7 protein-coding genes are annotated in these 13,346 nt (G+C 42.3%); 5 read left to right on the forward strand and 2 right to left on the reverse strand.

All coding sequences use genetic code 11. The features are described from left to right. The first annotated feature begins 205 nt into the window (after window positions 1-205). The 5 genes from MiAbW_RS20230 (at window position 206) to MiAbW_RS15945 (ending at window position 9,375) form a co-directional block, all read left to right on the forward strand. The gene (locus tag MiAbW_RS20230) at window positions 206-2,929 is read left to right on the forward strand and encodes a beta strand repeat-containing protein (RefSeq protein WP_238707314.1); all 2,724 of its coding nucleotides are present in this window, start codon (window positions 206-208) and stop codon (window positions 2,927-2,929) included. Between the two features lie 264 nt (window positions 2,930-3,193). Then, window positions 3,194-6,688, forward strand: a complete 3,495-nt coding sequence (locus MiAbW_RS20235; protein ID WP_238707315.1) for a Calx-beta domain-containing protein — start codon at window positions 3,194-3,196, stop codon at window positions 6,686-6,688. 124 nt (window positions 6,689-6,812) lie between these two features. Continuing rightward, a complete protein-coding gene (locus MiAbW_RS20735) occupies window positions 6,813-6,911 on the forward strand; it encodes a hypothetical protein (protein WP_373996367.1) in 99 nt (32 codons plus the stop codon). A gap of 179 nt (window positions 6,912-7,090) precedes the next feature. After that, window positions 7,091-8,056, forward strand: coding sequence for an o-succinylbenzoate synthase (locus MiAbW_RS15940; protein ID WP_151696893.1), 966 nt, complete (start codon window positions 7,091-7,093; stop codon window positions 8,054-8,056). Then, the gene (locus MiAbW_RS15945) at window positions 8,032-9,375 is read left to right on the forward strand and encodes a 2-succinylbenzoate--CoA ligase (RefSeq protein WP_151696911.1); all 1,344 of its coding nucleotides are present in this window, start codon (window positions 8,032-8,034) and stop codon (window positions 9,373-9,375) included. Before MiAbW_RS15940 ends, MiAbW_RS15945 begins: the two co-directional genes overlap by 25 nt. On the opposite strand, the gene MiAbW_RS15950 is transcribed toward MiAbW_RS15945, so the two are convergent. Next, window positions 9,376-10,059: a M48 family metallopeptidase gene (locus MiAbW_RS15950; RefSeq protein ID WP_151696894.1), complete on the reverse strand. Its 684-nt coding sequence runs from the start codon at window positions 10,057-10,059 to the stop codon at window positions 9,376-9,378. A gap of 32 nt (window positions 10,060-10,091) precedes the next feature. Beyond that, window positions 10,092-13,205: a type I restriction endonuclease subunit R gene (locus MiAbW_RS15955; protein WP_151696895.1), complete on the reverse strand. Its 3,114-nt coding sequence runs from the start codon at window positions 13,203-13,205 to the stop codon at window positions 10,092-10,094. Window positions 13,206-13,346 lie beyond the last annotated feature (141 nt).

Raw genomic sequence — 13,346 nt, forward strand, 5'->3', positions numbered from 1 at the left:
TTCTCTACATAATCAATTACTTTTTTTCTCAAGTCTAGGCTATAGGACATTTTTCTGTATGGGTTGCTTGTTTTTCCTTATTTTACCCTATTTTTTACTTGTATCATACTTATTTGAAATGACTATAATTTTTGTTACAGCACCCTTGAAAAATTGGCAATTGTTAGGCTAAAACTGTTAGCAATAAACCTTTGCAGTTAATGTCATGACTTCTACCCTGTTGCCGATTCTTCCTGCCGTTTACGATGTTTTGTTCGATTTTGCTCAATCTGATGGCTTTTGGGCGAATTTAGAAACCGCTTTTGGGACAAGTTATGATGTGGTTAAAGCGACGCAATTACGACAGCAGTGGCAAAGCCGAAATTTTAGTCAACTTCCTGAGATTGAGGTTGTCAACAGCAGTGTTTTAGGTAGTGCAAATGGCGCTTATGGGATTAGCACCAATAAGATATATCTATCTGAAAGCTTTTTTGCTTCTGCTAGTTTAGATGCTTTGGTTACGGTGATTTTAGAAGAAATTGGGCATTTTTTGGATGCTCAAATTAATAGGGTGGATACGGTGGGGGATGAGGGAGAATTATTTTCTCATCTGGTGAGAGGGGTTAATTTAACTGAGGCTGAGTTAACTTATATTCAAGCAGAAGATGATCGTACTGTTATTGATTTAGGGGGACAATTTATAGGGGTTGAACAAACAGCACCAATTACTTTAATTGTCAATACTACTATAGATGAGAATGATGGTAGTGCCACTATTGGGAGTGGTTTATCTTTGCGGGATGCTGTGGCAATTGCTAATAAAAGTCCTAATACTCCCTATATTATTAAGCTGAAATCAGGAACGACTTATGCTTTAACTTATGTTAATGATACGACAACAGGCGATCGCAGTTTGAGTACGGTAGGTACGATTACCATTGAAACTGATGGAACAGCACTAGCTTCTATTGTTAATAATGCTAGTCCTATCTCTGGACAAAATGATAATAATTCTATTATATACAACTCTAGTAAACTTGGAGTTACATTAAATAATCTCTATATCAGCAACAAAGCAGGAGGGGGAATTTACAACGACTACGGGGGAACATTAACATTAACCAACAGTACAATATCTGGTAATACGGGAGGGGGAATTGGCAACTATTTTGGCACATTAACATTAACCAACAGTACAATATCTGGTAATACGGGAGGGGGAATTGGCAACTCTTGGGGAACATTAACAATAACCAACAGTACAATATCTGGTAATACGGGAGGGGGAATTGGCAACTCTTGGGGAACATTAACAATAACCAACAGTACAATATCTGGCAATACGGCTACTTATTCTGGAGGGGGAATTTCCAGCTACTATGGAACATTAACATTAACCGACAGTACAATATCTGGTAATACGGCTAATGTTGGAGGAGGAATTTCCAACTCCTCGTTCGGAATAATAACCAACAGTACAATATCTGGTAATACTGCTTATCAGGGAGGTGGAATTGACAACTCCCAGTTCGGAACATTAACATTAACCAACAGTACAATATCTGGTAATACGGCTACTGGTTATTATGGTTCTGGAGGAGGAATTGACAACAATGGAACTGGAACATTAACCAACAGTACAATATCTGGTAATACGGCTACTGGTTCTGGAGGGGGAATTAGTAGCTGGAGCTTGGGGGGAACATTAACATTAACCAACAGTACAATAACAGGTAATACTGCTACTTTTCTTGGAGGGGGAATTGAAAACAACTGGGGAACATTAATATTAACCAACAGTACAATAACAGGTAATACTGCTGATGCTGGGGGGGGGATTTTTAACTTTCAGCTCGGAACATTAACATTAACGAATAACATTCTTACTAACAATAATGCCAACTTAGGTGGTGGTATTTACAATAGGGGTACATGGAGTTCAAATAGTATTATTAGTGGACATACTGCGAACCAAGTTTGGTATATGGACTCAAACGGAAAATCTACAGAATATAACTCTAATAACAAAATAGATCCAAAATATCCAAATATATATGATGATGCCACTTACACAGCACTCCCACCCACACCTGATTCTCCACCTAAACCAACGATATCAGTCAGTAATGCGCGGTTTGATGCTCCCACAGGGAAGGTTATTTTCGAGGTTAAACTGTCCTCAGCTTATGATAAACCCATAACCGTTGATTACTATACCCTTGATGGAAGTGCCAATTCAATAGACCCTAACCAATTAAAAGATTTTAACAATGTTGTCAAACAAACCCTCTCCTTTTTCCCAGGACAAACCAGTAAACAAATAGAAATTACTGTTTTAGGAAGTGCGCCTCCTACCGACCAAACCTTTGAGATTTTGGCTAGAGACACCGCTTATCGTAATTGGACAGATACGGACAAAGGCAAAGAAGTAGATAAGATCTATGACTATAGTGACCTGGGTTACGAAGGCTATCGTATCAATAAAGTTTTCAAAGATTCTAGCACAGGATTTGATGCTTTTGGTTTAACTTCTGATGAAAAATTCTTTCTGGTTTTAGCCAATCCCCTTAATGCCAATGAATTTACATCCAATAGCAATAACTTACTGCAAGATATTGCCAATACTTCAGGCGGTAACAATACCGCCGCCTATACTGCTGGACAGAATCTAATCAACCAACTCACCAGCGCCAATCAATCCTATACCTTCACTGATGGCACAATTTATGACCTTGCTAAACCTCCTGTTTTAGCCATTCGGGGTACTGTATTCTCATCTGGTAAAGATTTATTAAGTGATACTGAAACCGAAGGAGTTGGCTATAATCAATTTACTAACAATAAAGCCGCAGTCAATCAATGGCTTTCAGAAGTAACTAATCCCGTAAGCGGATTGACTCTAAAACCTAATATTACAGGTCATAGTTTAGGCGGTGCATTAAGTCAGTAGGTAGGGGGTAGTTATACAGGACAACTCGGAAAGATTGTTACTTTCAATAGTCCGGGTATTTCTCAACAACCCGGCATTAATTTTAACGCTACTAATAACTTAGGTGTCACTCATTACATAACTTCGGCCGATTTGGTTAGCATTGCAGGTTCAAAATATCTGAGTGGAGTCTGGAACTTAGAAAAATATTCAAAACTAACATCTGCAATTACTTTTGAAAAACATTCAGTTCCCGTCTTAAATCAAACTATTACAAGAACTAATTTGTCAAAGCCGACAGATTTAACCCGGAAAGTTGCCAACGGAAATACTACTGATTTAAGTAGTTACTGGTTTACATATTTACCTGATGCTGATTATTTTGCTCTTCAAGCAGCCGTTGCTGCAATACGTCCAATTCTGGGTGCTGCTTTAACTTATCGTGGAACCGTTGAACTGAATCGAAAAGCAATTGGAATTGCCATTGATAGTATTGGAAATATATCCGATGCAGTAAAATCCGCTTACAATGCAGCTAAATCTTGGACTTCAGATGCGTGGGATGCGATTATTGGACAGTCTAAAAAGATTCTTGGTTTATCTCCATCAACTGCAAATCAAAGCAATTCAACGCAAACGCTTGCATCATCTTTTCTCGACACAAATAGCTATGAAATAGCAACAACAGCTACAGCATCACAGACAATTGATAACTTTTGGGATGCCATACCTGATTGGGGAGATAACGCTTGGCAAGCTACAACTAAATGGTCAGCAGATGCTTGGAAAAGTATTGATGAATGGACACCCCAAACTTGGCAAGCAACAACTACCTGGACAGCAGCCGATTGGGATAAACCATTCTTGACTATCTCAAATCCGACAATTGTAGAAAACAATTCAGGAACAAATAACCTGATATTTAAAGTTACATTGTCAACCACAAGTACCCAAACAATTACCGTAAATTATGCCACTGCTGATGACACAGCAACAGCAGGAAGTGACTATACAGCCAAAACAGGGACTCTCACCTTTACCCCCGGACAAATCAGCCAAGATATTATTATTTCCGTCAATGGTGATACTGCAATTGAACCGGATGAGACTTTCTTGATTAACCTTTCTAATCCTAGCAATGCGCTGATTACAGATAATCAAGGATTAGGAACAATTACTAATGATGATGGTGATAATATCAGTGTCACTCTTGCGGTTTCTCCCGCAAGCGTAACTGAAGATGGGACAACAAATCTGGTTTATACCTTCACTCGTACTGGTGTAACAACAAATGCTTTAACAGTCAATTACACAGTCGGGGGGACAGCTACCCTTAATACAGATTACACTCAAACTGGTGCAGCAAGTTTTACAAGTACAACAGGAACAGTTACTTTCGCTGCTGGTTCAGATACTGCGACTGTAACAATAGACCCTACTACTGATACAAATGTTGAAGATGATGAAACCGTAACTTTAAACCTTGCTTCTGGGACGGGTTATACAGTAGGTACGACTGACGCAGTTGTGGGAATCATTACCGATACTAATAATGAAACTCCTAGTAATCAAGCTCCGACGGATTTAGCATTAAGTGCAACCACAGTAAATGAAAATGTCCCTGTTAACACAGTGATAGGAACATTTTCCAGCACAGACCCCGATACTGGGAATACCTTTACCTATAGTTTAATAGCAGGAACAGGAGATACAGATAATACAGCATTCTCGATTGTAGGGAATCAATTACAGATTAATAATTCCCCAGATTTTGAAACCAAGAATAGTTACAGTATTCGGGTAAAAACCACCGACCAAGGGGGACTAGAATTTGAGAAAACCTTGACAATTGTGGTAAATAATGTCAATGAAACACCCGCAGATTTAGTCTTAAGTGCGACCACAGTAAATGAAAATGTCCCTGTTAATACAGTGATAGGAACATTTTCCAGCACAGACCCCGATACTGGTAATAGCTTTACCTATAGCTTAGTTGCAGGAACAGGAGATACAGATAACTCAGCCTTCTCGATTGTAGGGAATCAATTACAGATTAATAATTCCCCAGATTTTGAAACCAAGAATAGTTACAGTATTCGAGTAAAAACCACCGACCAAGGGGGACTAGAATTTGAAAAAGTCCTAACGATTACTGTCAATAATGTTAATGAAACACCAACAGATTTACTTTTAAGTGCCACTACCGTAGATGAAAATGTCTCTGCCAATACGGTGATTGGGACATTTTCTTCCACAGACCCCAATGCTGGGGATACCTTTACCTATAGTTTAATAGCAGGAACAGGAGATACAGATAACTCAGCCTTCTCGATTGTAGGGAATCAATTACAGATTAATAATTCCCCCGATTTTGAAACCAAGAATAGTTACAGTATTCGGGTAAAAACCACCGACCAAGGGGGACTAAGTTTTGAGAAAACCTTGACAATTACTGTCAATGATGTTAATGAAACTCCTAGTAATCAAGCTCCCACAGCCCTAATTTTCCAAAATGCTGTCACCGAGTTAGCTGAAAATGTCAATGTCACACCAGAATTTAAAGTCGCCGATCTCCTGATTGAAGATGATGGTTTAGGAACCAATAATCTCTTCCTCACGGGACGGGATAGCGAGCGCTTCTTAATTCGGAATTCGTCCCTTTTCTATGTCGGTTTTACCCCTAATTTTGAAGCCCAAAATAGTTACGAAGTCACTGTTAATGTCGATGATCCAACCGTTGGTGTCACCCCCGATCTCACCCAAACCTTAACTTTAAACATCACCGATGTCAATGAAGCTCCCACAGCCCTAATTCTTGCCAATAGTACCAATACGATCGCTGAAAATACCGATACCAGTCAAGGTGTAAAAGTTGCCGATATTCAGATCAGCGATGATGCCTTGGGGACAAATAGCCTTTCTTTGTTGGGCAATGATCAGAGCAGTTTCCAGATTCGTGGCCGGGAATTATTCTTCATCGGTAAGGCCGATTTTGAAGCCCAATCCCTCTATAATCTGACGGTGGCGGTAACGGATACTACCCTCAAACCGGCTCCCAATGCCACGCCAGACGCAACGGTTAATTTCAGCTTAGAAATTACCAATCTACCCGACCAAGCCGTTAATCCCCAAATCATCCAATTTAAAGATACGGGTAATGGACAAGGTTCTCTGGTTTTCAACTTCAGTGACTTGCCCGGTAGCATACAGGTCACAGCCATTGAGGAGGGACTCCAACAGACGGGAGCTTTCTTCAATAACGTTGTCGGTCTCTATCCAGTGGCGGATGACAACGGAGCCGTTTTTGACAGCCTCGATTTAGATGGAGATGGCAACGTGACAGAGTTAATTCAACCGGGTCAAGCGGGTTATGCCCGTAGTGCCTTAAGTCAAGCAGTGAATAACTTCTTTTTGCGGGCCAGTGGGGAAGGGGCAAACCAAAGCACCACCGCCGCTGAATTTGGAGATGTGTTGTTGGAAGGGGGGCGACGCTACGCACCTTTTGTCATTGCCAATGGCGGCAATCTGGGAGAAAGTCTGCAAGGGAGTGTTCAGGCATTTTTGACCAAGAATCCCGATAACGTGGCGGCTACCCTAGAAAACTATATGAGTCATGAGGTGGCCTACTTCTCCTTTGGGTCGGCAAATCCCGATGGGGCGGAACATTTACGGTCAAGGGGGAATAATATCTTTGGCTTTGAGGATTTACCGGGGAACTTACCCAATATCAGTGATAACGACTTTAATGATGGGATTTTGGCGTTTAATTTTATTGGTTAATCGTCAGGGTCTGGTCTGACAAGCCATTTCCTCTGGGAGTTGCCGGTGGTTGTCTTTTTCTAAGTGCGAATCACCGTCATTTGTCGGCCCGCAGGCCTCATTGCCGTTTCTGATTAATGGTGGCATGGCTGGCTTCCAATCCAGCCATGATTTATTAATAAATATCACTGCCCTTCGACGTAGCTCAGGGCAAGCGGATTTACTGGCACTTTACCAGCTTTAGGGAGCATTCCAGGGGGTAATAAGTCACCTAGAAAACGGGTTTCTCGAAGAAACCCGTTTTCTGGACTTTAAGAAAAAAAACGTTTCGCTGACAAACTCTATAAAGAACGTAGGTTGGTTTGAAACATGAAACCCAACGCCTGCTCATGTTAAGCTTTTCACTACTACTTATAGTTAATCATGTATTTCTGGCAATTTCGTGTTTATCAGCGTCCTTTGCTGCGTCCCCTACAAACCCATCACGGACTATGGGAAATTAGGGAAGGAATTATTATTCGCTTAGAAGCGGAAGATGGACGTATAGGATGGGGAGAAATTGCTCCTTTACCTGAATTTGGTTCGGAAACATTATCGGCAGCAATATTATTCTGTCAAAGTCTCGAAAATCCCCTATCAATAACTTCAATTTTTTCTATTCCCGAACAATTTCCCGCTTGTCAATTTGCCTTTGAATCAGCTTTAGAAGATTTAAATATAGAGAATCAATCAAGAGAATTAGAACCGAGAAATTATAGTTATTTATTACCCACTGGTGCGGCAGTATTTCCCTGTCTGGATGATATTTTAGCCGCTAATCAAACTAATACTTATAAATGGAAAATTGCAGTTAATTCTCTCAAGCAGGAGTTAAACTTATTTGAAAAATTAATTGATCGATTACCCAGGAACATTAAATTGCGTTTAGATGCCAATGGGGGATTAAGTATTACTGACAGTAAAATCTGGTTAAAAATTGCCGATGAATCTAAAATAATTGAATTTATCGAACAACCTTTACCCCCGTCTCAATTAGAGGAAATGTTGCAATTAAGTCAAGATTTTACCACGGGGATTGCTTTAGATGAATCGGTGGCCAATCTTCGACAAATAGAGGAATGTTATCAACGGGGATGGCGAGGAATTTTTGTGATTAAACCTGCTATTACTGGTTCAATACAAGGGTTAAGAAATCTCTGGGAAAAATATCCCTTAGATTTAGTATTTTCCTCGGTTTTAGAAACTAATATCGGCAGAAAATCCGCTTTACGTCTAGCACAAGAATACCCCAGAAAGGAGCGAGCTTTAGGTTTTGGTGTGCAACAATGGTTTAATAATAGTGAACCCGATTGGTTAGAAAAACTGTGGACGACATCAGCAAACAATTAGCATATCTCAGTCAAAAAGATTGGTTATATGGATACAATAGCCAGAAATTTTATCAATTATATCAGTCCTATTCTCAGCAATTTATCGCCGCAGATAATCCTCGATTAACTATACTGCTTGCTGAAGGCAATCCCCTTAAATTCTTAGCGATATTCTTGGCTGCCGTCAGGTCAAAAAGTTGCCTATTTTTAGCTAATCCTGACTGGAAAACTAACGAATGGCAACAGGTTTTCTCTCTGATGCAACCCGATTATATTTTTGGCGAAAATATCGAGGTTTTTAACTATAATTCTTCTCCTGTTAATCCTTTGACTAATTCTCTGATGATACCCACAGGGGGAACATCGGGAAAAATTCGCTTTGCTATCCATAACTGGTTAACTTTAACTGCTTCTGTTAAAGGTTTCTCTGAATATTTTCAAGTCAAGCAGGTTAACTGTTTTTGCCTACTGCCTTTATATCATGTTAGTGGTTTAATGCAGTTTCTGAGAAGTTTTTTAACGGCGGGAGATTTTGCTCTTATTCCTTACCATAAAATCAAACAAAAGCGCATAAATAATCTCAATCTTCAAGATTATTTTATCTCTTTAGTTCCCAGTCAATTACAATTTTTTCTAGAAAATGATCCTCGCTGGTTAGCCAATTTTAAAACAGTTTTCCTAGGAGGTTCTCCTGCATGGCCATCTTTACTAGAAAAAGCTAGAGAATATAATATTTCCCTATCTCCCACCTATGGAATGACGGAAACTGCCTCACAAATTGTCACCCTTAAACCAGAAGATTTTCGACGAGGCAATAATAGTAGTGGACAGCTATTACCCCATGCTCAGATAAAAATTAATCCCGATAACCAGAAAATTATTATTGAAGCGAAATCTTTATTTTTAGGCTATTATCCCCATCTTAATCAAGCAAGCTACTTCGAGACTGATGATTTAGGTTACTTGGATGAAAGTGGTTATTTATATATCATTGGCCGCGATAGTCAAAAAATAATTACCGGAGGAGAAAATGTTTATCCTTTTGAGGTAGAAACTGCCATTAGACAAACTAATTTAGTTAAAGATGTGGTGGTTTTAGGGTTGCCAGATTCTCGATGGGGACAGGTAATTGTCGCTTTTTATGTCCCCGTTAACTCTCAGATAAACCAGACAAGTATTCAATCCCAGATTAAAGATAAATTAGTCAATTATAAACTGCCGAAACATTGGATAAAATTACCAGAGATACCAAAAAGTCCCCAGGGTAAGATTAATCAAACCATTTTAATTAAATTAGCTGAAACTTTTTTTGACACCGAGTCAAACCCCGGACGATAATTAGAGTGACTGTTCCAACATCTGACCGTGTTCTTTAAGCCATTGCTTGGCCTTCTCCATAGTAGCAATTTGCGACCTGATAATCTGCCAAAATCGTGGAGTGTGGTTCGATTCAATCAGATGCGCTAACTCATGAACTATCACATAATCAATTACGAACATCGGGGCTTTGATCAATCGCCAGTTCAAGTTAACATTGTCTTGGGGTGTACAAGAACCCCAGCGATATTTGCTGTCGGTAATTTTAGCCTGATTAAACCTGACACCAAGCTTTTTAGCATAAAGGTTGACACGAGGAAGTATCTTCTCTTTTGCCTTCTGAATGTACCAATCTTGAAAAATCTCGCCGTCATTCTCTGTTAGTGTCTTTGGTACTCGAAAGCGATTGTTAATAAACTTTATTTCTGTCTCATCATCAACCAATTCTAAACGATAGGAGCGCCCTAAATAAAGAAGCGACTCGCCATTAACCAGTTCCTTACCCGGAGGATGAAGTGGGACTTGATACTTCTGCTCGTGGTGAATTTTTTCATAGAGCCACTGCTTGCGTGACTCTACTATTTGCTGGATCTTATCGGGATGAGTACCAGTAGGCGCTCTGACCACGATCGAGCGATCACGTTCCACGGTAATGGTCAGGGTCTTACGACTAGAAGAATAAATGATTTTATAGTCAAGTTTCATATTAAAAGTCGCTCAATTTTACTCGATTCAGCCTAAAAAATTCGGTCGTTATTTTTCTCTGCTATTTCCATCACCCGCGAGATAATCTGTTCTCGATTGTCCATAAGATGGGGAATTTGGTAAAAGTCGGCAGAGAGTAACACTTTTTGAATCTCTGCCTTAAGTTTCTTGCGAGCGGGAATGCTCTCCCAAAAGCTAGTTAATTGTAACTCCTGCTCAACAACGGTAAATACCTGTTGAGTGAGAGCGACCATCTGAGAAACCATATCGTCAGTTAATGCCGCTTCTCCAAAACACTCCCGTTTGAACATCCGAAAGAAGGGCAGCTGCTTTTTCCTGTCCAGTCCGTAGGTAGGCTCATTTTTTGCTTCTCTCGCCTTCTGGCGTAGTTTTTCCAGTTCTTGGTAAATCTTGTCCCAATTGTCTTTAAACTCCTCGAAGATGGCTCTCAGTGCTTCAGAAAAGGAGGCTTGCAGTTCGGGATCGTCCACCAGATCGATCTCGATATAGTGGCGGAGAGCGTGTTCGATTGCGGCGGCCTTTGTTTTGACTCGCTGGTGTTTCTGGACATGGCTCTCAAAGTCCTTATCCAAGATCGAGATCGGTTTAACTTTCTCGTCGATTCCCCTTGATTGCAGATACTGGTCGGTCAGGGCCCGCAGCTTGGGTGGGATTCCCTTCATACTCAGGCGCTCGTCGCGGAAGTGCTTCCCCGCTAGTACATTCACTGCGGTGAGAGATTGGTAGTCTCTCATGTAGTTCAAGGCCTCCTTGGCGGGATAGACCAAGTTAAGGCTGCGGGTCAGCTTCTTGAAGGCCAGCATGAACTCGAATCGCACATCCTCGTCATAGAAGAGGTCGAAAAAGGCATCTTGATCGTTCAGGTCGGTGAGTCCATGTTGCTTCAAGAGTGCAAGGATTGCCCGGTGGTCATCCTCAAGCTGACGGATCTCGTCCTCGGGAAAACTTAAGGTTTCCTCGATTTCTTGCTGCTCTCGCTCGTCATAGTTATCAATGGCTTGCTTCAAGTGGTGGCCGATGCCCACATAGTCCACGACAAAGCCTTTATCCTTGTCCGCACCGCCGACTCGGTTGACACGGGCGATCGCCTGTAAGAGGTTGTGGGCCTGGATGACCCTATCGAGATACATCACCTGCTCTACTGGGGCATCAAAGCCAGTCAGTAGCATATTATTGACGATGACAATGCCCACATCTCCAGTAATCCCCTCATCCCTTGCGTCAAAGGGCAGTTTAAAGCTTTTAATAGTAGTATCGTGGCGGGTGGAGTTGCTGTATTGCTTGAGGTGGGGTAGGTCGTTATGACTGCCGGAGATGACCACATCGGTCTTAAGTCGTTTCAGGCGATCGAGGTTAAGCCGGTGGGGATTCCCCTGCTCCAATTTGGCAATCTCCTCGGCCAGGGCAGCATCTAAATGCTCTTTGTACCGCACCGCCGCCTCCCGGGAAGTCGCCACCACCTGGGCCTTGTAGCCGTTGGGAAAGATGCACTGGAGATAGTGCTGCACCATATCCTTGGCTTTGGCGGCGATGGTGGGATGGGCTTCTAGGTAGGCATCCCGCGAACCATAGCCCAAAATCTGCAGCCGCTCTTGCAGGTTGTACTCACTGAAGACATCGGCAAAAGCCGCATCCATAGCTGTCTGATCAGACACCTCGGCGTTATGAGTGCGCCCGGTGTAAACAATTTCTAGGGTTACGCCGTCCTCGATGGACTGGCCCATGGTGTACTTGTCGATGTAGTCCCCGAAAACTTTCTCAGTTTTGTCGATGGGGGTGCCGGTGTAGCCAATACGGGAAGCGTAGGGGAGAGCTTTGTCGAGGTTTGTCCCCAGCAGGCTGTACTGGGAGCGGTGGGCCTCATCGGTCATCACCAGGATGTTGCTGCTCCGGTTTAGCTCCGGGAAGGTCTCCCGCAGTTCCCGCTCTTGGAATTTGTGGATCATGGCCATGACCAGATCCGAGGAGTCGCTGCGAAGTAGTTCCTTCAGTTTGGCGATGCTATTGGCGGGCTTAACGGTAAAGCCAACACTTTGACCGGTCTCGGCGAGTTGCTGCTCTAGTTGGGTGCGATCGGTGATAAATACCACTTTCCACTGGGAAAGGTTGTTATGGCGGTACATGGCCCGCACCATAAACATCATGGTAAGGGACTTACCTGACCCCTGGGTATGCCAGATGATGCCGCTGCGCTCCCGGGGGGTTTTGCCCTCTAGGAGACGCTCCACGGCTTTCTTGACGGCACGAAACTGCTGATAACGCCCGACGATTTTGATGGTTTCTCCCTTGTTGTTGATGGAGAAAAGGGTGAAGTTGCGAATAATCTCTAGGAGGTTATCGGGGGCAAACATTCCCGCCACCAGTCGCTGCTGGTCATTGGGGGAGCTAATACCGTGTTCTAGTTCTTCTAGGGTGCGGGGATAGGGGTCAGCCCAACGGAAGAAGTATTTTTCGGTGTGGGTGGTAATAGTGCCAAATTTTGCCTGATTGCGGCAGGTAGCTACGACAAACTGGTTATAGAAGAAGAGGGGGACATTTCCCTCGCCCTTAGCGCCGCGCTGTTCGCTGTAGCGGAGGAGTTGCTCGATCGCCTCGGCAATGGGTTCTTTGACTTTGGGAGATTTGCATTCAATGACCACCACTGGCAGCCCATTGAGGAAGAGGACAATATCGGGGATGATGTGGTTTTCTGTGCCTAGAATCCGCACCTTAAACTGGCAAACGGCGATGAAGCGGTTGTTAGTTGGGTGGTCAAAGTCGATAAACCTGACGGTGGGGCTTTTTTCGCCTGTTTTACGGTTCTCTGAGACGCTCGTATTCTCCTGAAGCAGTTTAAAGACGTGGCGGTTATTTTCCAGTAGGTTGGTGCTGGGGAAGTTGGCGGTGAGTTGTTTGATGGCTTCTTCTATTTGGTCGGTTTCTAGCCAGGGGTTGATGATTGTAAGCTGTTCTCGCAGCACTGGCAGCATTACCACCTCGGTAAAGCTTTCTCTAAAAGTATCCTGTGGTTTTTGTTTTTTGTCTAAATCCAATATTTCCCAATCTAAACCGTACAGTTGATCAAGTAAGGGCTTTTCGACCCCGTTGCGCTCATCGAGTTTGATAGGTTGAGGTGTTTTGTTCATGACCAGATAACCTTTATTTAACTGTATTTATGAGGTTTTTCGTCTAAATCTTCTTGAGGGAACAGGGAACAGGGTTAAATTGTACTTCTCTGATAAGTAGCTGGTTATAATTAAATTTAAAATGGATTTTAGGTTCGATCC

Source organism: Microcystis aeruginosa NIES-4325 (assembly GCF_008974145.1).
Taxonomy (GTDB): domain Bacteria; phylum Cyanobacteriota; class Cyanobacteriia; order Cyanobacteriales; family Microcystaceae; genus Microcystis; species Microcystis aeruginosa_G.